This is a genomic window from Vibrio sp. CK2-1 (assembly GCF_021726515.1).
Classification (GTDB): Bacteria; Pseudomonadota; Gammaproteobacteria; order Enterobacterales; family Vibrionaceae; genus Vibrio.
This window is the reverse complement of record NZ_JAKKCJ010000002.1, coordinates 702954-727158: the sequence shown is the minus strand read 5'-3', so window position 1 is coordinate 727158 and position 24205 is coordinate 702954. Positions and strand designations below refer to the sequence as shown.

General features: G+C 42.8%; 22 protein-coding genes and 1 tRNA gene. 15 read left to right on the top strand and 8 right to left on the bottom strand.

Annotated features, from left to right (window positions below):
- From L3V25_RS08275 to ccmA, 6 genes are all read right to left on the bottom strand, one after another.
- Positions 1-1977, bottom strand: a complete 1977-nt coding sequence (locus tag L3V25_RS08275; RefSeq protein WP_237294897.1) for a heme lyase CcmF/NrfE family subunit — start codon at positions 1975-1977, stop codon at positions 1-3.
- 5 nt (positions 1978-1982) lie between these two features.
- Positions 1983-2468: a cytochrome c maturation protein CcmE gene (gene ccmE / locus L3V25_RS08270; RefSeq protein WP_237294896.1), complete on the bottom strand. Its 486-nt coding sequence runs from the start codon at positions 2466-2468 to the stop codon at positions 1983-1985.
- Complete coding sequence (ccmD, locus tag L3V25_RS08265; RefSeq protein ID WP_237294895.1) at positions 2465-2671, bottom strand: heme exporter protein CcmD; 207 nt, start codon at positions 2669-2671, stop codon at positions 2465-2467. Before ccmD ends, ccmE begins: the two co-directional genes overlap by 4 nt.
- Entirely contained in the window at positions 2672-3442 is a 771-nt protein-coding gene (locus tag L3V25_RS08260; protein ID WP_144387765.1) for a heme ABC transporter permease, read from the bottom strand.
- A gap of 118 nt (positions 3443-3560) precedes the next feature.
- On the bottom strand, positions 3561-4229 hold the full coding sequence (gene ccmB / locus L3V25_RS08255; protein ID WP_237294894.1) for a heme exporter protein CcmB: 669 nt from the start codon (positions 4227-4229) through the stop codon (positions 3561-3563).
- A 3-nt stretch (positions 4230-4232) separates the two neighbouring features.
- Positions 4233-4853, bottom strand: coding sequence for a cytochrome c biogenesis heme-transporting ATPase CcmA (gene ccmA, locus L3V25_RS08250; RefSeq protein ID WP_237294893.1), 621 nt, complete (start codon positions 4851-4853; stop codon positions 4233-4235).
- 370 nt (positions 4854-5223) lie between these two features.
- Here ccmA and L3V25_RS08245 point away from each other — a divergent pair, with 370 nt between their 5' ends.
- The 10 genes from L3V25_RS08245 to L3V25_RS08200 are packed head-to-tail and all read left to right on the top strand — an operon-like array spanning position 5224 to position 14009.
- A complete protein-coding gene (locus tag L3V25_RS08245) occupies positions 5224-5862 on the top strand; it encodes a sigma-70 family RNA polymerase sigma factor (RefSeq protein ID WP_237294892.1) in 639 nt (212 codons plus the stop codon).
- Positions 5859-6527, top strand: coding sequence for a ChrR family anti-sigma-E factor (locus tag L3V25_RS08240; RefSeq protein ID WP_237294891.1), 669 nt, complete (start codon positions 5859-5861; stop codon positions 6525-6527). The genes L3V25_RS08245 and L3V25_RS08240 overlap by 4 nt, the downstream gene beginning before the upstream one ends.
- A gap of 37 nt (positions 6528-6564) precedes the next feature.
- The gene (locus L3V25_RS08235; protein ID WP_237294890.1) at positions 6565-7515 is read left to right on the top strand and encodes a DUF523 and DUF1722 domain-containing protein; all 951 of its coding nucleotides are present in this window, start codon (positions 6565-6567) and stop codon (positions 7513-7515) included.
- A 46-nt stretch (positions 7516-7561) separates the two neighbouring features.
- On the top strand, positions 7562-8950 hold the full coding sequence (gene phrB, locus L3V25_RS08230; RefSeq protein ID WP_237294889.1) for a deoxyribodipyrimidine photo-lyase: 1389 nt from the start codon (positions 7562-7564) through the stop codon (positions 8948-8950).
- Positions 8951-8979: 29 nt separating this feature from the next.
- Positions 8980-9414, top strand: coding sequence for a nuclear transport factor 2 family protein (locus L3V25_RS08225; RefSeq protein ID WP_237294888.1), 435 nt, complete (start codon positions 8980-8982; stop codon positions 9412-9414).
- Complete coding sequence (locus L3V25_RS08220) at positions 9411-10142, top strand: SDR family NAD(P)-dependent oxidoreductase (protein ID WP_237294887.1); 732 nt, start codon at positions 9411-9413, stop codon at positions 10140-10142. Before L3V25_RS08225 ends, L3V25_RS08220 begins: the two co-directional genes overlap by 4 nt.
- Entirely contained in the window at positions 10142-11395 is a 1254-nt protein-coding gene (locus L3V25_RS08215; RefSeq protein ID WP_237294886.1) for an FAD-dependent oxidoreductase, read from the top strand. The genes L3V25_RS08220 and L3V25_RS08215 overlap by 1 nt, the downstream gene beginning before the upstream one ends.
- Positions 11392-12219 carry a DUF1365 domain-containing protein gene (locus L3V25_RS08210; protein ID WP_237294885.1) on the top strand — a complete coding sequence of 276 codons (828 nt, stop codon included), beginning with the start codon at positions 11392-11394 and terminating at the stop codon, positions 12217-12219. Before L3V25_RS08215 ends, L3V25_RS08210 begins: the two co-directional genes overlap by 4 nt.
- Before the next feature lie 49 nt (positions 12220-12268).
- Positions 12269-13537, top strand: coding sequence for a cyclopropane-fatty-acyl-phospholipid synthase family protein (locus L3V25_RS08205; protein ID WP_237294884.1), 1269 nt, complete (start codon positions 12269-12271; stop codon positions 13535-13537).
- Positions 13515-14009 (top strand): DUF2878 domain-containing protein, encoded by a 495-nt coding sequence (locus L3V25_RS08200; protein WP_237294883.1) that lies wholly within the window; start codon positions 13515-13517, stop codon positions 14007-14009. Before L3V25_RS08205 ends, L3V25_RS08200 begins: the two co-directional genes overlap by 23 nt.
- Positions 14010-14014: 5 nt before the next feature.
- Here L3V25_RS08200 and L3V25_RS08195 read toward each other — a convergent pair whose 3' ends face one another.
- Positions 14015-15283 (bottom strand): DUF2254 domain-containing protein, encoded by a 1269-nt coding sequence (locus tag L3V25_RS08195; protein WP_237294882.1) that lies wholly within the window; start codon positions 15281-15283, stop codon positions 14015-14017.
- A 205-nt stretch (positions 15284-15488) separates the two neighbouring features.
- Between L3V25_RS08195 and L3V25_RS08190 the strand changes: the two genes are divergently transcribed.
- Positions 15489-15565, top strand: a tRNA-Arg gene (locus L3V25_RS08190).
- An 86-nt stretch (positions 15566-15651) separates the two neighbouring features.
- On the opposite strand, the gene L3V25_RS08185 is transcribed toward L3V25_RS08190, so the two are convergent.
- Positions 15652-17517, bottom strand: a complete 1866-nt coding sequence (locus L3V25_RS08185; protein ID WP_237294881.1) for an ABC transporter ATP-binding protein — start codon at positions 17515-17517, stop codon at positions 15652-15654.
- 264 nt (positions 17518-17781) lie between these two features.
- Between L3V25_RS08185 and L3V25_RS08180 the strand changes: the two genes are divergently transcribed.
- From L3V25_RS08180 to fhuB, 4 genes are all read left to right on the top strand, one after another.
- Complete coding sequence (locus tag L3V25_RS08180) at positions 17782-19920, top strand: TonB-dependent siderophore receptor (RefSeq protein ID WP_237294880.1); 2139 nt, start codon at positions 17782-17784, stop codon at positions 19918-19920.
- 88 nt (positions 19921-20008) lie between these two features.
- On the top strand, positions 20009-20779 hold the full coding sequence (locus tag L3V25_RS08175; protein WP_237294879.1) for an ABC transporter ATP-binding protein: 771 nt from the start codon (positions 20009-20011) through the stop codon (positions 20777-20779).
- A 98-nt stretch (positions 20780-20877) separates the two neighbouring features.
- Positions 20878-21810, top strand: coding sequence for an iron-siderophore ABC transporter substrate-binding protein (locus tag L3V25_RS08170; protein ID WP_237294878.1), 933 nt, complete (start codon positions 20878-20880; stop codon positions 21808-21810).
- 143 nt (positions 21811-21953) lie between these two features.
- Entirely contained in the window at positions 21954-23924 is a 1971-nt protein-coding gene (fhuB, locus tag L3V25_RS08165) for a Fe(3+)-hydroxamate ABC transporter permease FhuB (protein ID WP_237294877.1), read from the top strand.
- The last annotated feature ends 281 nt before the right edge of the window (positions 23925-24205 follow it).

Sequence of the window (24205 nt, the reverse complement as noted above, 5' to 3'; positions counted from 1 at the left end):
TTACGCCTCCTTCTCGGCTGATTCCGTTGATTTTTCGGCTTTTTTACGGAAGCGATAACGTTTATCACTGATCGCTAACGCACCACCAATCGACATTAAAATCGCACCAAACCAAATCCAGCGAATAAACGGTTTATAGTAGATGCGAACTGCCCAGGCATCGGTACCTTCTAAGCGCTCACCCATTGCAACATACAAGTCACGAGTGAAACCGCGGTCAATTGCCGCTTCGGTCATCATAGAACGAGCGGTATGGTAGAAACGTTTTTCAGCATGCAGTTCGTTTACATAGTTACCATCTTCACTAATGATGAAATCAGCAATAAAGCCTTCATAGTTCGGGCCGTCATGGTCACGTACACCAGCAAAGTCAAACTGATAACCATGAATTTCAAACTTATCACCCGGCGCTAAACGCACATCACGTTCAACACTGTAGTTTTGCACCATCGCAATACCAATGATGGTTACTGCCAAGCCAATGTGGCCTAGCATCATCGCCCAATGGCTACGTTGCAGCTTAGTTAAACCTTTAAAGAAAGTATGGCGGTGTGTCGCGCGTTGGTGTAGCTCAAAGCCATGCATCGCAAAGATCCAAATCGCCATGAACCAACCTAGTGTTGCAAGTGGCATAAATTGCTTAGAAGAAATTAAAGCAATCGCGGTTGCGCCAACTACTGAAACCACCAATGACACTAGCATCGGTACTTTCACTTCAGCTAAGTTATCACGCTTCCAACGCACCATTGGGCCAACACCTAAAATCAAGGTAAATGGCACAATTAACCAAGTGAACAAGGTATTAAAGAATGGTGCACCAATCGATACAGAGCCCATACCAATTTGCTTATGAACAAGCGGTAATAAAGTACCAATCAGAACCACTACTAATGCTGCTATTAACAAAATATTGTTAGATAACAAGGCGTTTTCACGTGAGATAAGTGAGTAGTTACCACGCACACGGACTGACGCGCCTTTGAGTGCAAACAGTAACAGCGAGCCACCAATCACTAACGCAAGGAAAGCCAGAATAAACATACCGCGAGCAGGATCCGATGCGAATGAATGCACCGATACCAAAATACCCGAACGAACTAAGAAGGTCCCTAGCAAGCTCAATGAGAATGCGCTGATCGCTAGCAATACGGTCCATGCTTTAAAGGTGCCGCGTTTTTCGGTTACAGCCAATGAGTGCATTAATGCGGTACCGGCTAGCCAAGGCATGAAAGATGCGTTTTCAACAGGATCCCAGAACCACCAGCCGCCCCAGCCGAGTTCGTAATATGCCCACCATGAACCTAGTGCGATACCAATAGTCAAAAATACCCATGCAGCTGTCGTCCAAGGACGAGACCAACGAGCCCAAGCAGTATCTAAACGACCGGTCATTAATGATGCAATAGCAAATGAGAACGCTACAGAGAAGCCTACATAACCCATGTACAGCATTGGTGGGTGAATAATTAAGCCCGGATCTTGTAGTAGTGGGTTTAAGTCGCGACCATCAATTGGGAAGTAAGGCAAGGTACGTAAGAATGGGTTTGATGTCAGAATGATAAATAGCAAGAAGCCAATCGAAATCATCCCCATTACCGCCAATACGCGTGATACCGACTCTTGTGGCATTCCGCGACTAAAGGTTGCCACCGCAACTGTCCAGATAGCTTGAATAAGCACCCAAAGTAGTAGAGAGCCTTCGTGAGCGCCCCATACAGCAGTTAAGCGATAGTACCAAGGCAGTAAACTGTTCGAGTTACTCGCCACATACTGCAAAGTAAAGTCGTTACTATAGAATGCCCAAAGTAGCGTCCCGAATGAAAACGCTAGCGTTAAAAACATCCCCCAAGACAGAGGACGCGCCATGCCCATTAAAGTGCGGTTATTAACACTCGCACCATACATAGGCAATGCACTTAGTAAAATAGAAAACCCTAATGCAAGAATTAAGGCAAAATGTCCAAGTTCAGCAATCATTGCACTTATTCCTGATTTTTCATGGTGTGAGTTTCGTAGTCATAATCAGCATTATGGCCTTTGTTCATTGCATCTTCGATTTCTGAAGGCATGTAGTTTTCATCATGCTTAGCCAGTACTTCAAATGCTTCAATGGTAGTTGCATCAACCAATGTACCTTGAGCCACGATGCCCTGACCTTCACGGAATAAATCAGGCAAAATACCTTCATAAGTCACGGTAACCGTAGGACCAATATCTTTTAGATCAAAGCTCACTTTCAAAGAATCCGGATCACGCTTCACCGAGCCTTCAACCACCATACCACCGATACGTAAACGCTCACCGACATGAGGCATAGTGCCATCTGGTTTGCCATTTACTAGCTCAGATGGGGTATAAAATAAATTCATATTCTGATTAAGTGCATACATGGTTAAACCAACCGTTCCGGCTACACCGATCAGAATAGCTAAAATGATTGCGAGTCTTTTTTTGCGTCTAGGTGTCATAATGTGTTTTCCATCTTTTTCGCCGCTTGACGACGTTCTTCACGGTCAATTTTTTGTTGGATTTCTTTCAATAAAGCTTTGCCATCTGAAACACTTTTCCAGTACACAACAAACATACTAAAAAATGTGATTCCAAAAGAAGCCCAAACATAAGCGGCATAACCCCCCATATTTAAGAAATCACTAAATGAGTCAAAATACATTTATTTCACCTCTGCTGATTTTGAGCCTTTGGCTGCATTTTGTTTGACCAATTGCAAAACCCAAGGACGGTGACTTTCACGGCGAATAATTTCAGTACGGAAACGAACCATAGTGACCGCACCAAAGAAGAAGGCAAAACCAAAAATGTTACACAATAAAGGCCATAGCATGTCTGGAGCAATCGAAGGCTTACCAATCTTAGTAATGGTGGCACCTTGATGTAGGGTATTCCACCACTCTACTGAATAGTGAATGATAGGAATATTGACGACACCCACAATGGCCAGAATACCGGCGGCTTTTGCTGCGGTTTTTTGATCGTCAAAGGCGTGATAAAGCGCAATCACACCTAGGTAGAGAAACAATAAAATCAGTTCAGAGGTTAAGCGAGCATCCCATACCCACCAAGCGCCCCACATTGGCTTGCCCCAAACCGCACCAGTAATAAGAGCAATAAAGGTATAAACCGCACCAATGGGAGCCATCGCAGAAGCGGCCATATTCGACAACTTAAGCTGCCAAACTAAGCCAATAAATGCCGCGATCGCCATCGACATATAAATGCCCATCGACCAGATAGCAGAAGGTACGTGAATATAAATAATGCGAAAGCTATCGCCCTGTTGGTAATCGGCAGGCGCAAAAGCAAGCCCCCAAATCGTACCTACTAGCAATAGCCCAAATGCCAAGACAGAAAACCAAGGCAATAACGTTCCGCATAGCTGATAGGTTTTTTCAGCTTTTGCGTATGGATGTAACCATTTCCACATTTTGCTTCTCACTTTGTTTTGTAGGCTATTTTTGCTCTACTTTATAATTTTTAACTTAAATCGTATTCGCTTGTCGTTGCTCACCATAAACAGTCCAACCACAAGCTTATATAGTTTATTAATTCACACTGATGCGTAACGACGCGCTAATCGCAAATGGCGTCAAGGTTGCTGCGCCAAGTAACATCGCCCCTAGAATTGCGAGTTGGCCTGAATAGCCAAAACCACTAGTCGCGGCTTCAATCGCAGAAGTAGCAAAAATAAGTACCGGAATATACAAAGGTAAAACCAGCAAACTTAACAGTACGCCACCTTTTTGCAGCCCCACCGTTAACCCAACACCAATCGCACCAATAAAACTCAAGGTCGGCGTACCAAGTAGTAAGGTAATCACCACCGCCAACCAAGTCTGAAAATCTAGCGATAGTAGTACCGCAAGTAACGGGCTAATTAAAATTAACGGCAAGCCAGTTAACAACCAATGGGCAATCACTTTAGAGATCACCACCAATGGTAAAGGAATTGGCAATAGCATTAATTGCTCTAATGCCCCATCGTTAAAGTCATCTCGAAATAAGCGCTCTAAAGATAACAGAGCCGAAAGCAATGCTGCTACCCAAATGATGCCAGCTGCAATACGTGCTAACAAATTCGGCTCTGGGCCAATACTTAAAGGAAACAACGTAATAACAATGATAAAGAACCACAAAGGGTTAAATACATCAGCTTGACGACGATAAGCAATTAACAACTCGCGGCGAACAATGCTCAGCATGCTTGAAATCATGACTTACTCTCCCAACCGAATGGTTTTAAGTTGATCCATTTCGGTAAACATATCTTGGTGAGTGGTAAACAGCACCATTCCGCCATTTTGTGTATGTTCGACAAACAAAGCTTCAATCACTTTAATGCCTTGCTTATCAATGGCCGTCAGCGGCTCATCTAAAATCCAAAGTGGGTGACGACTTAACCATAAACGCGCGAGTGCGACACGTCGTTGCTGCCCTGCCGATAACTTACCGGCTGGAATATCTTCTTTACCTGCCAAGCCAACTTTGGCTAACGCCATCCAAATATCATCTTCTGTGACGCCTGTTGAGCCATTTAGTTTCTGATAAAAGGAAAGATTTTCAAATGCAGTCAGTTCTTTTTTAACGCCAGTTTGATGTCCGATAAACAACAAATCCTGATGAAAGGCATCGCGGTCTTTACGAGTTTCAACGCCTTTCCAAAGTATTTTTCCGGCTTCACTATCGCCTAAACCGGTAATAATTCGCAGCATCGTCGTTTTGCCCGAACCATTACGTCCCTCAACTTGAACGAGATCACCAGCCGAAACAGAAAAGCTTACTGACTCAAATAATTCTCTGTCATCACGAATCGCTGTTAAATCACGCACTTCCAGCATAAATCTTCATCTATAGTTAAAGTTAAGGGGCGTTTATGTTACCACAGGAAAACTCACTCGGAAGCGTTAACGTGTAAAGCATCTAATGAATGTTCAGATAATCACAAAAATAACCAAAATACGGCTTATTCGGTGAATAAAAGCTCAACGTCAGGTTACATTACGAGTATAAATCTCTACTCGATAATAACGGACTGACATAGCATACCCATAACCCCAAAGGGGTATAGTGGTTGTCAACTGAGATTTTAATGATTTGAGTCAAAATTGACTATGTTGGTTAACAATACCAAGCATTAAAAATAAAAGTGATCCCATTACTAATCACGCGCGTAATACAGGTATCAATTGTCATTAGGTATTTGTCATTATGTATCCAGTCACTCAGCCACTAGGTGTTCAAAAGCACACCGGCAAGAAGATAACAATGAGAACGGAAATCAACGACGATAATGAAGTGACACCACCGTTAGAACAGTGGTTATGCGATATTGCCAACCAACGAGATAAGCAGGCTTTTCAACGTCTGTTCATCTGGTTTGCGCCTAAAATACAGCGTTTTGGCATCAAACAATTTAACAACCCAGAAACCGCTAAAGAATTACTGCAAGACACCATGACGAATGTGTGGCGTAAAGCTCATTTATTCGATATGGAAAAAGGCGCAGCCACCACTTGGGTGTACACCATAATGCGTAATACTTCTTTCGACATGCTACGTAAAATGCGTACTCATAAAGAAGATCAATTAAGTGATGACATTTGGCCACTGGTTGAAGCGGAGGCGACCGAAACCCTCAGTTTTGATGACCACCTGATGAGCAAAAAAATTGACCGTCACCTTAGTCGTCTTTCTCACGATCAACGCCAATTGATTGAAGGCGTGTACTTTAAAGATTTATCGCAAGAGCAACTAGCCGCCCAGTTTAATATTCCTTTAGGCACTGTGAAATCACGTTTAAGACTGGCAATCGCTAAATTGAAACATCTTATGGGAGAGAATTCATGAGACACCATCCAACACATGAATTGATGAGCGTTTTTGCAAGTGGCGAGCTACCTGCATCGTTGAGCATCGCCGTCGCTGCCCATCTTGAATTATGCCGCGACTGCCAAACGGTTGTCGATCGCATTACTCAACAAGCCGCTCAGCAAGAATTCACAACATCATCGACTTCTTGTCAGCAAGATCATGAAGAAGATTTCGCAGATATGATCGCGCAAATCACCCAAGATGATGCCTTGTTTGATGCCCAAATTGATTCCGACAAGGCAGTCGAACAAACCATCGAATTTAAAGGCCAGCGCTACACCTTGCCAAGGGCGCTGCAATCTCTAGTACTGCAAAAACCACAAAAGCTCGGCAAACTCACTCGTTCTCGAATTGATTTACAAGAAGGTAGTCTCAAAACCAGCTTATTGCATATCGAACCCGGTGGTAGTGTTCCCATGCATACTCATAAAGGGTTTGAGCTAACGTTATTACTCGATGGAGAATTTGAAGATCAAATGGGTAAATACCAAAAAGGTGACTTCATTTGGCTAACTGGAGAACATGAGCACACTCCAACCACTACCACGGGGTGTTTATGTTTCACCGTATCCAATGATGCGCTGCAATTTACCCAAGGGATCTCAAAGCTATTAAACCCTATCGGGCAATTTATTTATTAGATTCAGCTAATCTTGGGCAGCAAGGAGTCGCCGTAGTATGAAACTACCAGAGCAAAAACCGAAAATTGGTATCAGTGCCTGTGTCGCCGGAGAGCAAGTGCGCTTTGATAAAGGACACAAACGCTCTGATTTCTGTATGAGCCAACTCGCCCCTTTTGTTGACTACCAAGCCTTTTGCCCAGAAGTGGCGATTGGCTTGCCGGTCCCTCGCCCTACTATTCGTCAAGTTCAACTCAATGATGGAATACATGTCAGTCGTCCTGATGGCGATGGTGATGTCACGCAAGACTTAACCGAATATGGTCAAACCGTCGCCAGTAAAATCGATCACCTTAGCGGCTTTATTTTTTGTCAAAAAAGCCCGAGCTGTGGCATGGAAAGAGTTAAGGTTTATCAAGAAGACGGTAAAGGCAGCACCGCCTCTGGCATAGGCTTATTCGCCAAACAAATCATGGCGCAGAATCCAAACCTACCTTGTGAAGAAAATGGTCGTTTAATGGACCCTGCTTTACGCGAGAATTTCATGATCCGTGTGTTTACCTACCGCCACTGGCAAGATTTGTTAGCTTCTGGCCTGACTAAGCACAAATTAATTGAGTTTCATAGCGAACGTAAGTACTTACTAATGAGCCACCATCTGATTAGTTATAAAGAAACTGGCCGTCTCCTTGCTCGTGCCGATCTCAAACTAGAAGAGATGGCGCAACAATACATCACGTTGTTAATGTCGGGTTTAAAGCATGTGGCAACGCATAAAAGCCACACCAATACGCTGCAACACCTACAAGGCTACTTCAAAAAGGTGCTCACTAAACAGCAAAAAAATGAACTATCTACTCATATTAATGACTTCCGAGCGGGGTTAGTTCCCCTACTGGTGCCGCTAACTTTGATCAATCACTACCTAAAAGAATTTCCCCAACAATATTTAGCGGCTCAAGTGTATCTATCTCCCTACCCACAAGAGCTTAAATTACGTTACATCTAAAACTGTTGTTCTTCTCTATATAAAATTCATAAGCAAAAGGTAAGCCATGAATCTTGTTTGGTTTCGCAATGATCTGAGAATCGACGATAACCCAGCCTTATACCACGCGATAACCGCGGAGCAGCCATTTCACGCTTTGTTTATTTCTACGCCTTCGCAATGGCAAGCGCATGATATGGCACCAATAAAAATTGATTTAATTGAAAGACATGTCAACTTGCTGTCTGAGCAACTCGGCCAGCACGGCATTCATTTCAAACACATTGAAGTTAGCGATTTTGCCGAGCAAGCACAAGCGCTCATCGCCTATTGTCAGCAGCAAAACATCGAGACCATTTTTGCCAACCAAGAAGTTGAATTCAACGAGCAGCAGCGCGACCAAGCCTTGTTGGATCACGGCCTACCCTTAACTTTGTTTGAAGCTGACGTAATTGTATCTAAAGGGGCGGTTCTCAATGGTCAAAATGAAATGTACAAGGTATTCACGCCATTTAAAAAAGCGTGGGCAAGTTCATTGGCAAGAACCCATGCCGCGCCTTTGCAGGTTTGTTTGCCATCATTAAAACCGGTTAGCAACCCTGCCATTATATTTAACGCCACCAAGCAAGATTCTACCAAGTGGCCTTTGGCAGATACTATTTTAGAACAAGTGATTCCGAATTTTCTAACTACGAAGTATCAAGACTACCATCAAGACCGAGACTACCCTGCGATAAAAGGAACCTCAGGTTTATCTCCCTACTTAGCGATTGGGGCAATCAGTGCAAAACGCGTGTTTGCTGAACTTTCTCACCATTACCCCAATGCTCTGGAAATGATTTCACAGCCGCAAGGGAGTTGGCTCAATGAATTGGCGTGGCGTGATTTTTATCGTCATTTATTGCACCACTTTCCAAAGCTCAATAAGCATCATAACTTCAATGACAAATACGACCATTTGCCTTGGCCCAATCCGCCTGAATTATTAGCCGCCTGGCAACAAGCCAAAACCGGTTATCCAATTGTCGATGCCGCAATGAGGCAGTTAGTGCAAACTGGCTGGATGCATAATCGCTTAAGAATGATTGTCGCGAGCTTTCTCACCAAGCATTGCCTTGTGGATTGGCGACTAGGTGAAAAGTTTTTCATGCAGCACTTGATTGATGGCGATCTCAGTGCCAATAACGGCGGTTGGCAATGGGCGGCGGGCACAGGTTGTGATGCTCAGCCCTACTTTCGAATATTTAATCCCATCACTCAAAGTGAAAAATATGATCCAGATGGCAGCTTCATCCGTAAGTATTTACCAGAGCTAGAAAATGTACCTTTGAAACATCTGCATTTTCCACACGAGTATATAAAACAAAACGATATTGATACTTATTGGCCTGCCATTGTCGACCACCCAACCGCAAGACAACAGGCGTTAAGTTTCTATAAAGCAGGGTTTTTATAAAGCAGAATAAATCGATAAGGAGACAAGACATGATGCAGGCTTCGGAACGGATTTCCAGCTTTATTGAAACTTACCAAACACTCAATAAAGACAATTTGCATTTATTGGCGGAGATCTATGATTCGTCAATCGAATTTCAAGATCCACTACACCAAATTAGTGGCCTCGATAGCCTTCATCGCTACTTTGAAAAACTGTATGCCAATGTTATTCACTGTCATTTTGATATTCACGACGCTTTCTGCCAAGACCAACAAGCCGCTATTTACTGGACCATGCACTTACAGCATCCCAAGCTCAAATCCGGCGAATTGATTCTAGTCGATGGTCATTCTCACCTTACCTTTGATGAGCAAAAAATCACTCACCACCGAGATTACTTTGATATTGGCAGCATGCTGTATGAACAGCTGCCAGTGATTGGTGCAGGCATCAAATACATCAAACAAAGAGCAACCTCATGAGCAACCAACCAAGTATTTTGATTACCGGTGCATCGTCTGGTATTGGCCGTGCTTTAGCGCAGCATTACGCTAATGCAGGTTATCAAGTCTGGGCGGGAGGACGCAGCAGTGAAAAGCTACAACAGCTATGCGAACAACACCAAAATATCTTGCCACTGCTGTGCGACATCACTGATTTCGATGCGGTTAAAGCCAGCGTAAGGCAATTACCTGCATTAGATATATTACTGCTCAATGCCGGGACTTGTGAATATATCGATGATGCAAAACAGTTTGATGGCGCGCTTTTTGAAAGGGTTATCACTGCCAATCTCATTGCGATTGGTTACTGCTTGGAAGCTTGGCTGCCGCTGATTAAACAAGGTGGCAACTTGGCAATAACGAGCTCCAGCGCTTCTTTTTTACCGCTGCCTAGAGCTGAAGCTTATGGCGCATCCAAAGCTGGCGCGACGTATTTGGCACGTACTTTGAGCGTCGATCTGAAAAAACACGATATTCATGTCAGCGTGATCAATCCCGGTTTTGTTAAAACGCCGCTCACCGATAAGAACGATTTCTCAATGCCATTTTTGACTACCCCCGAAAAAGCGGCAGATATCATTTTCAAAGGCATCAATAACAATAAAAACGAAATTCATTTCCCGAGAATATTTACTTGGTTACTCAAAGCATTCGCTTTATTACCGTTTCCAGTATGGAAGACACTAGCTGTAAGGATCACTAAATAATGAAGAATATTGCGATCATTGGTTCCGGTATTTCAGGCTTAACCTCTGCTTATCTTTTAAGCCGAGAGCATAACGTCACCGTTTTTGAAAAGAATGACTACATCGGTGGTCATACTGCAACTAAAGACATTGAAGTTGATGGTAAATACTATGCCATCGACACCGGTTTTATTGTCTATAACGAACGCACCTACCCAAATTTCATTAAGCTATTAAACCAATTGGGCATCACTGAACAAAAGACCGAAATGAGTTTTAGCGTGATGAACTCTAGCGCTAACTTGGAATATAACGGCAGTACTCTTAATACCTTATTTGCTCAACGTTCAAACCTACTCAAACCAAGCTTCTGGCGTTTAATCTTAGAAATTCTACGCTTCAATAAATTGTGCAAAGCTTTATATGAACAAGACGAAATCGATGTCGAATTAACCCTAGGTGACTTTCTCAAGCAACATAAGTTTAATCGGGCATTTAGCCAAAACTACATCCTACCAATGGGCGCGGCTATTTGGTCAAGCAGCCTAGTAGAAATGACTCAATTTCAACTCAAGTTCTTTGTGCGATTTTTCTATAACCACGGACTACTTGATATTCAAAACCGTCCGCAGTGGTTTGTGATCCCAGGTGGCTCAAAACAATATATCTACCCACTGATCCAATCATTCGAAAACAATATTGAATTGAATAGCCAAATAAAGTCGGTCTCTCGAACCGATTCTGGTGTCACATTACGGTTTGCAGATGGTCAATCTAGGCAATTCGATGAAGTGGTGTTTGCTTGCCATTCTGATCAAGCTTTACAGTTATTGAGTGATGCCAATGCCCAAGAGCAAGAAATCTTATCGAGCATGCCCTACCGAGATAACCAAGTGGTGCTGCATACCGACACTAATTTATTGCCGAAACGTCGCTTGGCATGGGCAAGTTGGAATTATCACTTAGATTCAAACCAAAACCGCCCAGCTTGCGTCACCTACAATATGAATATTCTGCAAGGGCTTGAGTCGGACACTACCTTCTGCGTGACACTCAACAACACAGACCGAATTGATGCCAACAAAATCCTCCAAACTTTTCACTACTCGCATCCGGTTTTTAATCAAAATAGCCTAGCCGCTCAGCAGCGCCGCTTAGAAATATGTGGCAAAAACCACACTCATTTTGCCGGCGCCTATTGGCATAACGGTTTCCATGAAGATGGCGTGCGCAGTGCGGTTGAAGTCGCGCAACGCTTTGGTATTTCGTTATGACGACCAAAGCGCAACCTTTCGATTTTCAGCATGGTATCTACAAAGGTAAGGTGCGGCATCGTCGTTTTTCTCCGGTCCTACATAGTTTTAACTACCCGATTACTATGCTGGGCATTAATGTTGCTGAGCTCGATAGTTTGAATGATCAACATTGGGCGTTTGGCACTCAATGGTACAAACCGGTTCGCTTTGCGCAAAAAGATTACATTAAAAGTGAACCAGGTGAATTGCTGCAACGTATTAAAAGCAAAGTCGCCAATTTAGGTGGTGATTGGGACGGTTCGAATGCAGTGATGCTGGCACAATGTCGCTGTTTGGGTGTGTATTTTAGCCCGGTTAATTTTTACTTTTGTTTTGAAAAATCAGGTAATTGTAAGTACATGCTCGCCGAAGTCAGTAATACCCCGTGGAACCAACGGCACTATTACTTGGTAGACATGAATGTAGTGAACATGCAAAGCGACCAAATGACAGATAAAGCATTTCATGTTTCACCCTTTATGCAGATGAATATGAAATATAAATGGCGAGTTAATGCACCTGAAGACAAAGCCTTTGTTCATATCGAAAACCATGACAAAGACCAACCAGGTAAAAAAGTATTTGATGCCACGATTGCACTGAGCAAGCTAGATATGAAAGGCAAACGGGATATGAAAGCCAGTCACCCAAACACCAAGCGACCCAACACAAGTCAATCTGCCACCAAACTAGATTGGCTAGCACTACCTTTTATGAACTTTAAAGTTTTGCAGGGTATTTATTGGCAAGCACTAAAGCTATTTCGCAAAAAAGTCCCGTTTGTGCCTTATAGCAAAACATAAAATATAGATCTTAAAAAATATAGGTCTTAAAAATAACAATGGAGTGTTGATGATGGAACAGACTCAATCCCTACAAAACAATAAGAGCAAAAGTGGTTGGTTCGGCAATCAATGTCGTCACCTAGTGTTTAACCTACTCAACAAAATGGATGATGCCTATATTGAAATCGATGAAGGCAGCCAAGCAACTTTCGTAGGTAACCCTAACGCGCAATTAAAAGGCCATATTACGATCCATGATGACAATGTGTTTCGTGATCTCATCAAAGGTGGAAGCATTGCCGCCGCCGAAGCCTATATCGCACAACGTTGGAGCACACCAGATCTCACCTCTTTGATTCGTATTTTTGCACGTCATCAAACTCAACTTGATCAGATCGAAAAGAAAACCAGTTGGATTTATACCTTCAAAAATCTCTTAACCAATCGATTGAATGCCAACACATTGTCCGGCTCTAAAAAGAACATTCTGGCACACTATGATTTAGGTAATGAACTCTACACTCGATTCCTTGATGATCGCATGATGTACTCTTGCGCGATCTACAACCAACCCAGTGATACTTTGGCCGAAGCGCAAACCAATAAGCTCAAATCGATTTGCGATAAGCTTGATTTACAACCAAGCGATCAACTACTGGAAATCGGTACTGGTTGGGGTGGACTAGCGATTTATGCCGCTCAACACTACGGTTGCCACGTTACAACTACCACCATCTCTGACGAACAATTTGCTTATGCACAACAGCAAGTTAAGCAACTTGGCCTTGAAGATAAAATTACGCTACTCAAGCAAGATTATCGCCACCTAGAAGGTCAATACGACAAACTGGTTTCAGTTGAGATGATTGAAGCAGTCGGCCACCAATTTTTACCGACCTTTTTTAAGCAATGTAATGACTTATTAAAACCAAGCGGCAAATTATTGATACAAGCGATTACCATTGCCGATCAACGTTATGATCAGTATCGAAAAAGCACCGACTTTATTCAAAAGTACATCTTCCCCGGAGGTTGCTTGCCGTCATTAAATGTCATTAATCAGCAAGTAGCACAAGCCACCGATATGATGATCGATAACATTGAAGATATCGGCCTACACTACGCTAGAACCTTGGCTGACTGGCGCAGCAACTTTGAACGCAATTGGCACAGCATTCAGCCATTTGGCTATGACGAGCAATTCAAACGCTTGTGGCATTACTACTTCTGTTATTGCGAAGGGGCATTTATGGAAAGAGTGATCAGCACCCACCATATTGTGATGCGTAAACCTAATTATCTAGATAATCACGATGCATCGATTCTCAATTATTAATTTCATAATATTCCAATCCTGTTGGGCGTTAGCAGCTTCGTTTCCTGCTAGCGCTCCTTTTTTTATGCTTGGACTATTAGGAGTGCACTTTGCCCTAACACCAACGCGTAAAGCTGACGGTTTTTTATTAATCGCAGCACTAATTGGTATTTTGGTAGATCAATTGATGGTGTGGATTGGCATATTAGATGTGGCTCAGCAATGGATCCCAATCTGGTTAATTCTACTGTGGTGCCATTTTATATTATGTCTTAACCACAGCTTATTGTGGTTGAGTAAATTGGCTTGGTATTGGGTGGCGTTTTTAGGCGAAGTGTTCGGCACTTTAAGTTACTGGAGCGGGCTGAAACTCGGCGTGTTTAGCTCTGAATTTACTCAGCCCTCCTTTATTCTTAGTTACGCAATTGCTTGGACGATTTTATTACCCATCCTAGGTTACTGGGCGAAAAGAAGTCGTGAGCGATATGCTTAAACTGATTAATCTTGCCCAAGCATACTGGCGCTTTTAACGGCTTGTAGATCTTCGTCTAACGGTAACGCTATCTGACTACGTTTTAATGAAAGTTCAGCATGACGTTTCGCTGCCGCTTTCATTTTATCATCGCCGACCATACACAACGCAGTCAGTGCTTTTTGTAAATGAATGCCCACTTCGACACAGCCTGCCCCATCACGAGCAATCGCAGTAAAAGCATCATCAAACATATCCTCAATACTCACTTCCGGCACTTGCACACGGTCATAATACGATTGTTGCTCATCCTCTTCAGGAACCGGTTCACTCCAACACACGAACAATCTCACTAAACTACCAATGACTTTAATCGCCGAACCGGGATCATTAACCGCTGGTGATAACGCTTTACCCGCAATTTCAGATAGCACGATAAAACCAAAGCGAGGATCATCATCAAACAAGCGATCAGCCCCTATTTGATAGGCCGCTAATACACTTTTGTAATCAAATTCTTGTTCTGATTTCTCAGAGATCACCTTAGCAATCACCGTACCGGGTGCGACAAATTTGCCGGGTAATGCGGATAACACGACTACTGCATCATTGTCTTCAGCCCAGTGATGCAAGCGACTAATATCAATATGTTGGATGTAACCAACCGACGTTGCTACCACCGCTTCACCTTGCTCCGCATCGACACAAGGCGCACCAGAACGATTAGGGGCATTACGTAAGCGAATTAATGACTGCATTGCCACATGCTCGACCCGATCAACCGTATTCCCCACTCGACCAAGCCTAGCTAAGCGATCAACCCAACGAATAAACGTCAAAATAACTAACGCAAAAACCAAGCAAGTTAAAATAAACAGTACAAATAAGCCGGTGATTTCAAAGACATCATTTTTGATTGCGGTCAGAGCTACAATGCTAAAAATAAATGAACCAATAAATCGTGATAAAGCATTTTTAGACACGTCATCAGACACCACAACACTAAAAGCCCGTGGCGTAGCGGAAGTACTCGCGGAAGTGTAAGCGGCTATCATCGAGCCTACGGAAAAGGTGGCAATCACCAACATGCTCGATGACATAATTTCAAGCAAGGCCACAATAGAATCGAGACTGACCGGAGGGACAAATAACCCCGCATTATAATGGTCGGCAAGCTTAGCAATAAAGACTGCACATATAGAACAAAAGCACATCCATAATGGCTTCACCCACAGTTTATCTTTGAGGCGATTATATAAAAAACGCAGGTGATCTCGAGAATAGCTAGCCGCCATAAATTATCCTTAACTCATTATTGGTGCTAATAAAATAAGCACCAATTAATTAAAGAGTTAAGGAGGACATTAAGCAATTAAAATTCATCAAGAATTGAACTTATGAACAAAAAAACAACGCTTGTGCAGCATTCAGAGGTGGAAAGCTATCTGAGTATTGGATTATCTAACTAAAATCCGTATTATTCTCAAGGTTAGTCTTTTGGTCCCCATAGCTCAGCTGGATAGAGCGTCCCCCTCCTAAGGGGAAGGCCGTAGGTTCGACTCCTACTGGGGACGCCATTAGACATGAAAAACCACAAAAAAAAGACCTGCCACCGAAGCAACAAGCCTTTCATTTAACCAGTCAGTTTATCTAGAGTAATAAACTACGATACTTTTGCATCTTCAAGTGAATCCTCTTCATCGCTTCCTAAGAACCCGCCAGTTTGGTGTGCCCAAAGTTGTGCGTAGATTCCACCTTGTGACAATAGCTCTTGGTGCGAGCCTTGCTCCAAAATTTCACCTTGATCAAGTACGATTAAGCGATCCATTGCTGCAATGGTTGATAAACGGTGTGCAATCGCGATAACTGTTTTACCTTCCATCAATTCATATAAGCTTTCTTGAATCGCGGCTTCGACTTCTGAATCAAGTGCTGATGTCGCTTCATCCATAATCAAGATTGGCGCATCTTTTAACAACACACGAGAAATCGCGATACGTTGACGCTGACCACCAGACAATTTCACCCCACGTTCACCCACTTGCGCATCGTAGCCTACGTTGCCAAAAGTATCGGTTAGGCTTTCAATAAACTCATGCGCATGAGCTTGCTTAGTTGCCGCAAGAAGATCTTCTTCTGTTGCATCAGGGCGACCGTATAGAATGTTCTCACGAATCGTGCGGTGTAATAACGAGGTATCTTGCGTGATCATACCGATCTTGCCGCGCAGCGAGTCTTGTTGAACTTTAGAAATATCTTGGCCATCAATACGAATCGTGCCACTTTCCAAGTCATAAAAACGCAGCAGTAGGTTAACCAGTGTTGATTTACCCGCACCTGAACGCCCGACTAGACCAACCTTTTCACCCGGCTTAATATTCAGATTCAAATCGGTGATCACAGCTTTGTTTGATTCACCATAGTGGAAGCTGATCTTATCGAATTCGATTTGGCCTTTATCTACTTTAAGTGCTGGCGCATTTTCAACATCTTGAGTGACTACTGGTTTAGAAAGCGTATTCATGCCATCTACCACGGTACCGATGTTTTCGAAAATAGCGCTAATTTCCCACATGATCCATTTCGACATGCCTTGAATACGCAATGCCAAGCTGATCGCCACCGCAATCGCACCCACAGTGATCATGCTATTCATCCATAAGCCAATAGACAAAGCGGCTACCGAGAAAAGCAGCATGTAGTTAAGCATATCAATACTAAATAAGAACACGGTTGCGAGACGCATTTGCGCGTAAACCGTTTTTAAAAATGACTTCATGCCTTTTTCTGCATATTCCGTTTCGCGGTTAGTGTGCGAGAACAGTTTCACCGTCGCGATATTGGTATAGCTATCAACGATACGGCCAGTCATTAATGAACGTGCATCAGCCTGTTCAGTGGCAATGCGCTTCATTTTTGGCACAAAGTAAACTTGAGTCAGAACATAAGCCACCAACCAAACAAATACCGGAACCATCAGCCATAAATCAGCTTGCGCCATTAATACAAACATAGACACAAAATAGACTGTGATATAAACCAGCATATCGGCGAACTTCATCACTGTTTCTCGGATAGCGAGCGACGTTTGCATCACTTTAGTGGCAATTCGCCCTGCAAAATCATCTTGATAGAAAGTCACACTTTGATTAAGTAGGTAACGGTGTGCTAACCAACGAATCGACATTGGGAAGTTACCTAGTAACGTTTGGTGCATGATCATCGAATGGAAGAAGCCAATCACCGGGATCACGACAACAATCACTAAGCCCATGCCGATAATACGCGCGCCCTCTGCATCCCATAATGTTTCTGGCGTGTGAGTCGAAAGCATATCCACAATCGAGCCCATAAAGCCCATTAACGAGACTTCAATAATGGCGATACACGCGCTCAAAATCGACATCAATAGAATAGGTAATAAAAAATCACGGCTGTAATGCATGCAAAAAGCAAACAAAGTACTCGGCGGAGTATTGACCGTATCTTTTGGGAAAGGCTTAGTTAAACCTTCAAAAAACTTGAACATAAAGTGGTTCCATTCAGAAGTGAGGCGTTCAAAAGTTGAATCGAGTGAGACTCAATAAAGACATGTGCTACCGACTAATCTCGCAGTAGAAATGTGCCGCTATCATAAAGGGAAAATGGTTAATTTCCCACCCCCCATTGATATCGATCATGATCTTCTTTCCTTTATTAATAATTTTGCAAATAAACTCTAGGCAGAGCCTGTAAAAATGAATACAATTCGAAACAATAATGATTCTCAATTAATAAAACAATGGATTGATTTATGTCTTTCGCTTTGCACCCTGTTTCACAAGCAGTTTCTCGCATTATGAAACCTGCTCTTGGACTTTCTTTAGCCCTTATTGCTCTACCCTCTTTTGCTGAAGAAGAAGCTTCAACTGAAAACTTAGACACCATTACAGTAACCGCTTCAGCGTTGAAGGTTGAGACGCCGCTCGCCGAAACTCCACGCAGTGTATCGGTGATCGATGAAGAACAGTTATCTGTACAGCAGCCGCAAAAATTGGATGAAGCGCTGCGTTATCAACCGGGTGTAATGACCCAACCTTATGGTTCGGATAATGACACCGATTGGTTTAAAGTTCGTGGCTTTGATGCTGCAACATATTTAGATGGTAATCTCTTAACAACTAATGGTTACTATGTTTGGACACTTGAGCCTTACGGCTTAGAACAAGTTGAAGTATTAAAAGGGCCGTCAGCTATATTATATGGTGAAGCCCCTCCTGGAGGCGTAATTAATGCCGTAAGTAAACGTCCAGGCTACACTGAAGGTGGAGAATTTAAGCTTCAAGCTGGCACAAATAACCAACAGCAAATAGGTGTAGATACAACAAGCTTTATCGATGATGACGGTGATGTTCGCTTCCGACTCGTCGGGATGATGAGTCAGCGTGATGGAATGCTTGATGATACCGATACCGACCGTGTTTACCTAGCCCCTAGTCTTGCTTGGGATATAAGCCCTGATACATCAATAACTTTCCTTGCTTCATATAAAAAAGATGATGGAGTTCCAACTAACCCATTTAAACCCGCTTATGGGACGTTAATTGATACACCTAACGGTAAAATAGATCCAAGTACAAACCTTGGCGAACCAGGGTATGATGAAAATAAGAATGAGCAAATTTCATTAGCTTATGAGCTAGAGCACCACTTCAATGACGTATGGTCATTTAAACAAAACACTAGATATGCATATACAGATTTGAAGCTTATTAGTACATACGCAAATGGAAGTGAATCTAGTCCAGATTTAACCAGAGGACTTGTTTACCGTGATGGCAACACTCAAAACATTAGCACTGATAATCAATTAGTTGCTGAATATGACATAGCAAACACTGAGAACTTGACTCTTATTGGTATTGACCTTCAATACTATAGAAATGATGGAATCGGTAATTACTCCTTTTGGAATACGATGGGTTCAAATATAGGCAATATTAATATATTTAATCCTATATATGATAACTATACTCCAGCAGATCCTAGCCAAGCCGATGATGTAACTATTACCAAAAAACAAGCTGGAGTTTATTTACAACATCAACTTATTTTCAATGATAGATGGGTGACCAAAGCAGGTGTGCGTTATGACTTTGTCAATGTAGAAAATGATGTACACGCATCTGTTAATTCGCCAAATCTAAACAGCGACAAAGTTGATGAATCAAATGTTTCATTTAGTGGCGGATTAATGTATCTGTCGGATTACGGCATATCACCATATGTAAGTTATTCACAATCTTTTGAAGTATTAGCGAACATTGACTCCAATACTAACAGCTTGTACAAACCGGTTGAAGGTGAACAAACTGAAGTTGGTATTAAATATCAACCAGACTTTTTAAACGGATATATTAATATTGCGTATTACGATGTGAGTCAAACAAATAGCTTAGTATCTAGTGCTGATGGTGCCACCCAAACCCAAGCTGGTGAAAAAACATCTAAGGGTGTTGAAATTGAAACAACTATACAAGCTACAGATGACTTATTAGTCAGAGCGAATTATACCTACACGGACTCAACGGTTGTTGAGACAGAAGGTGCAAAAGCAATACAAACTCCACTGATTCCAAAAAATATGGCCTCAGCATGGTTAGAATATGATTTTACTTCGCTAGGCTTAGATAGTTTTGTACTTGGTGCTGGCGCTCGCTATATGGGCTCCTCATCCGGTCATGCATCTGATTACTATTTATCACAAAACTTGCTACATGTACCAAGTGTCACCTTATTTGACGCCATGGCTCGCTACGACATTACACCTAAATGGCGTGCGCAAGTTAATGTTAATAACTTGACTGATAAAGAGTACGTTTCTAGCTGTGATTACTACTGTTACTACGGTGAAGAATTGACCGCAACCGCAACTATTAACTATACGTGGTAAAGAAACACCTTAAACTAACTAGGGCCATTGAGTACAATGGCCCTAGTTTTTGTTTTCTAGTGCACAATAAATAACCCCAGAGAAAAATATGTTCAAACTCAACCAAGTTCGTGTTCACCGAGATAATCGCGATATTTTATCGATTGATGAACTTTCCATTCCAAGTGATGGATTGACGGTTGTGCTTGGTCATAATGGTAGTGGTAAATCGACACTGGTTAACCTTCTTTCAGGACAATCGGAAGCCGACTCTGGACAAGTGACGCTCAACCAGACTGAAATTTCAGATTTCTCCCAAAAACAACTAGCCAAAGAAATTGCTTTTTTGCCGCAAAAATTGCCAGATGTTGCAGGACTTACGGTACAAGAATTGGTTCGTTTAGGGCGTTTCCCTTGGCGTGGTGTGTTTGGTCGCTGGCAAAATGATGATGAGAAAATCATTGTCGAAGCGATGCAAAAAACCGGCGTTGAACAATATGCTGATAATCTTGCCGATAAACTTTCTGGTGGTGAACGTCAACGTACTTGGGTTGCCATGTTACTGGCGCAGCAATCTCCAGTGCTGATTCTCGATGAACCGACCTCAGCCCTCGATATCCATCATCAATACCATTTAATGGATTTGCTGCAAGAACTGAATCAGCAAACTGGCTGTGGCATTTTAGTTATTTTGCACGATCTGAATTTGGCGCTCCGTTATGCCACTCATATCGTAGCGCTAAAGCAAGGCAAGATCGCTTTTAGCGGCGCAAAAGAATTACTGCTCGATGATCAACGATTAACGGATTTATACGAAACCGATATCCAACTTTTAGATCACCCACAGCAAGATGATCAAAAAATAGCCGTCGTGATTTGAATCGGAAGCAAGTTCCTAGTTGCTAGTCACTAGGAAAAGATTATTCAGCAACCGCTCTTCCTAGAAACTAGGGACTAGGGCCCAGGAACGTATTTAACATGAAGAAACTCATTAAAATTCCAACTCTCTTAATAGCTTCAGTTTTAGCTTTGTTTATCGCCTCCCCAAGTTTCGCGTCGATTACCGTCACCGATAGCCTAGGCGAGCATCAATTAGATAGTCACCCGAAACGTATTGTCGCTTTAAACTGGGATCTCGCTGAGCAATTACTCGAACTTGATGTTACTCCCGTTGGCGTGCCAAATATCAAAGACTACACCACTTGGGTCGTCAAACCAGCCATTCCTGAATCAGTGCAAGATCTCGGCACTCGCGCTGAACCGAATATGCAAAAGCTAGCGGAATTAAAACCTGACCTCATTTTGGCGGCCTCTCCACAAAAAGATTTGATCCCTCGCCTGCAAACCATTGCACCAGTGTTGTATTACCAAACCTACAATGCGGATCAAGACAGCGCTAAAGCCGCCATTGAGAACTTCCGCAACATTGCAGCCGTTGTCGGTAAAAGTGATTTAGCCGAACAAAAACTCAATGCAATGAGCCAACGCTTTGCCGACTTAAAATCACAATTAGAAACCGCGTTTAATGGTGAAATGCCAAGTGTCGCGGCAATGCGTTTTGCTAACCAAACTTCTATCTATTTATACGCAAGCAATTCAACCACTGACTACGTGATCCATCAACTTGGTTTAACTACAGCGCTCCCACAACCGGCCAAAGAATGGGGAATCGTACAAAAACGAATTACTGACCTACAGCACATTAAAGATGGTTATGTGATCTACTTTGGCCCATTCACCGACGCACAAAAAGCTCAATTAAATAAATCTATGCTCTGGAAAGCGATGCCATTTGTTCGTAATGGCCATGTTAATGAAGCAGAATCGGTATGGAATTATGGTGGTGCAATGTCTATGCAGTATATTGCAGAATCAATTACTAAAAGTTTGTTAGAGATACAGGGTCCTTAGGTTCTAGTCCCTAGTTTCAAGTTCCTAGACTCTAGGAAAAGAAATAAGTCGCAAACACACCACTTCACGAAAAATCAAATATAAACACCTAGTTCTTAGCATGCACACCTAGGAACTAGGTACTAGAAACCCAGGAACTCTTGATGCTCCGCATTCCAACTATTATCACAATTGTCCTCACATTCGCGATTATCGCGGTCGCTAGCCTTCAAATCGCCAACCCACTATCCATTTCTCAACAATGGCATTTATTGATGGGTGCGGAAGCGCAAGAGTTTGCCGATTTCAATTTTGTTTATGCGCAACTACCTCGTGCGGTGATGGCGATTATCGTCGGCGCGATGCTTGGTTTAGTCGGTAGTTTGATGCAGCAATTAACTCAAAACTCGCTGACTTCCCCGCTTACGCTTGGTACTTCTTCTGGTGCTTGGCTGGCTCTCATCGTAGTCAACGTCTGGTTTCCTAACCTTGCTAGCGACTACATGGCGCTTTCCGCAATGGTGGGAGCAATGTTTGCGATGGGGCTTGTTATCACAATCGCTGGGCCGAAAAACATCACGGGTCTGCCGCTTATTTTATCCGGTATGGTCGTCAACATTTTGTTTGGCGCAATTGCCACTGCGATTATTTTGCTTAACGACCAATACGCTAAAAACGTGTTTATATGGGGTGCTGGCGATCTTGCGCAAAATGGCTGGGAAATGGTGCAATGGCTCCTCCCTAGACTCTCGGTTGCTCTTGTATTACTGGTTATCGCGCCACGTATTTTAAACTTAATGCGTTTAGGCCATCAGGGAGCAGCCGCTCGTGGGCTTAATGTTATTCCTTATTTCATTGTTCTGATCGCACTTGGGCTATGGGTAGTCTCAGCTTCAATTACTGCAGTTGGTGTGATCAGCTTTATTGGTTTATTGTCACCCAATATTGCCCGTGCTATTGGCGCGAGAACACCGAAAGCTGAGCTGTATACCAGTATGATCATTGGTAGTATCGCCCTTTTAGCCACTGACATACTGGCGCTGTTAATTAGCCAATTCACTCAAGAAATGATACCAAGTGGCACAACCGCCGCCGCAATCGGTGCTCCGGCTTTAGTGTGGTTTAGCCGCCGAGCATTAAAAGCACAAGACCAGATCTCCATTAAACTTCCGCCAAGTAAGGCACAGCTTTCAAACTTAGTGATACCAAGCCTAATTATCATGACAAGTGTGATGCTAATTATCAGCGCCACACTATCAATGACAGACAACGGCTTACTCTGGGCGATTCCCGATAGCTTTACGTGGGATCTACGCTGGCCTCGCTTTGTGACTGCACTGGCCGCAGGTGTTGCATTAGCCGCCGCTGGTACGGTATTACAACGCCTTATTTACAACCCATTGGCGAGTCCTGATATTCTTGGTATCTCCGCTGGTGCAACCTTCGCATTAGTAGGTGCTACTGTCTTTTTAGGCACTAATATTTTTGCTTCAGGTTCATTGATTGCCTTTGCTGGTAGCATGGTCGTGCTTGCCGTTCTACTACTTCTAGGGCGTAAAAATCAATTTGCGCCATCGAGTATGATCTTAATTGGTATCGCCATCAGTGCATTAATCGAATCTTTGGTTCAGTTTGCACTAGCAAAAGGTACTCAGGATAGTTACACCATTATTGGTTGGTTAGCCGGTTCGACATACCGAGTTTCAGGACAAAGTGCCATTGTATTAGCACTTAGCGTCACCGTTATTTTTACCGCTTTAGTTAGCGTTTCTCGTTGGTTAACACTTATTTCTGCAGGCCGCCAATTTGCTTCCGCTCGCGGGTTAAATGTACAAGCCACCAGCGTCATTCTACTTTGCAGCGTCGCTCTACTCTGTGCTTTGGTTACCACTACCATGGGCCCGGTTGCATTTGTAGGTTTATTAGCACCCCATATGGCAGTGATGCTTGGCGCGAAACAAGCACGATCTCAATTATTAGTCGCAGGGCTTACTGGTGGGTTACTTATGTTAATTGCGGATTGGATTGGGCAAAGCATTTTATTCCCAATGCAAGTGGCCGCTGGTACCGTTGTTTCGATTGTTGGCGGGAGCTACTTTTTGCTCTTATTAATCCGAGGGCAAAAGGGACATTAATATTTAATCTTCCCGTGATGTTTTTTTAAACAAGCAATCAGGATAAGGTAACTATCTCAACCTAAATATCACTCTTTTTATGAAAAATAACATACATTTAACAGGGTTTAATTGGTAAATGCTTGTTTTTCATTTATTATTACCCATACTGTAAGTGGACGTTGAAGCCATACATAAATTAAATACAAGCAGTTGTAATTAAATGTAATCTTCAACTATATTTAGAATCACTAATTAAGTTCTCATTGATGGCTCTAAAGGAATCTGCTTAGCTGAAGGGC

Bases quoted from the DNA above. Each gene is read 5' to 3' on its own strand.
- L3V25_RS08170 (WP_237294878.1), top strand. From the start codon at position 20,878: ATGAAGAAACTCATTAAAATTCCAACTCTCTTAATAGCTTCAGTTTTA.
- phrB (WP_237294889.1), top strand. From the start codon at position 7,562: ATGAATCTTGTTTGGTTTCGCAATGATCTGAGAATCGACGATAACCCA.
- L3V25_RS08185 (WP_237294881.1), bottom strand. From the start codon at position 17,517: ATGTTCAAGTTTTTTGAAGGTTTAACTAAGCCTTTCCCAAAAGATACG.
- L3V25_RS08240 (WP_237294891.1), top strand. From the start codon at position 5,859: ATGAGACACCATCCAACACATGAATTGATGAGCGTTTTTGCAAGTGGC.
- L3V25_RS08220 (WP_237294887.1), top strand. From the start codon at position 9,411: ATGAGCAACCAACCAAGTATTTTGATTACCGGTGCATCGTCTGGTATT.
- L3V25_RS08205 (WP_237294884.1), top strand. From the start codon at position 12,269: ATGATGGAACAGACTCAATCCCTACAAAACAATAAGAGCAAAAGTGGT.
- ccmE (WP_237294896.1), bottom strand. From the start codon at position 2,468: ATGACACCTAGACGCAAAAAAAGACTCGCAATCATTTTAGCTATTCTG.
- fhuB (WP_237294877.1), top strand. From the start codon at position 21,954: ATGCTCCGCATTCCAACTATTATCACAATTGTCCTCACATTCGCGATT.
- L3V25_RS08245 (WP_237294892.1), top strand. From the start codon at position 5,224: ATGTATCCAGTCACTCAGCCACTAGGTGTTCAAAAGCACACCGGCAAG.
- L3V25_RS08215 (WP_237294886.1), top strand. From the start codon at position 10,142: ATGAAGAATATTGCGATCATTGGTTCCGGTATTTCAGGCTTAACCTCT.
- ccmA (WP_237294893.1), bottom strand. From the start codon at position 4,853: ATGCTGGAAGTGCGTGATTTAACAGCGATTCGTGATGACAGAGAATTA.
- L3V25_RS08275 (WP_237294897.1), bottom strand. From the start codon at position 1,977: ATGATTGCTGAACTTGGACATTTTGCCTTAATTCTTGCATTAGGGTTT.
- L3V25_RS08200 (WP_237294883.1), top strand. From the start codon at position 13,515: ATGCATCGATTCTCAATTATTAATTTCATAATATTCCAATCCTGTTGG.
- ccmD (WP_237294895.1), bottom strand. From the start codon at position 2,671: ATGTATTTTGACTCATTTAGTGATTTCTTAAATATGGGGGGTTATGCC.
- L3V25_RS08195 (WP_237294882.1), bottom strand. From the start codon at position 15,283: ATGGCGGCTAGCTATTCTCGAGATCACCTGCGTTTTTTATATAATCGC.
- L3V25_RS08175 (WP_237294879.1), top strand. From the start codon at position 20,009: ATGTTCAAACTCAACCAAGTTCGTGTTCACCGAGATAATCGCGATATT.
- L3V25_RS08260 (WP_144387765.1), bottom strand. From the start codon at position 3,442: ATGTGGAAATGGTTACATCCATACGCAAAAGCTGAAAAAACCTATCAG.
- ccmB (WP_237294894.1), bottom strand. From the start codon at position 4,229: ATGATTTCAAGCATGCTGAGCATTGTTCGCCGCGAGTTGTTAATTGCT.
- L3V25_RS08235 (WP_237294890.1), top strand. From the start codon at position 6,565: ATGAAACTACCAGAGCAAAAACCGAAAATTGGTATCAGTGCCTGTGTC.
- L3V25_RS08210 (WP_237294885.1), top strand. From the start codon at position 11,392: ATGACGACCAAAGCGCAACCTTTCGATTTTCAGCATGGTATCTACAAA.
- L3V25_RS08180 (WP_237294880.1), top strand. From the start codon at position 17,782: ATGTCTTTCGCTTTGCACCCTGTTTCACAAGCAGTTTCTCGCATTATG.
- L3V25_RS08225 (WP_237294888.1), top strand. From the start codon at position 8,980: ATGATGCAGGCTTCGGAACGGATTTCCAGCTTTATTGAAACTTACCAA.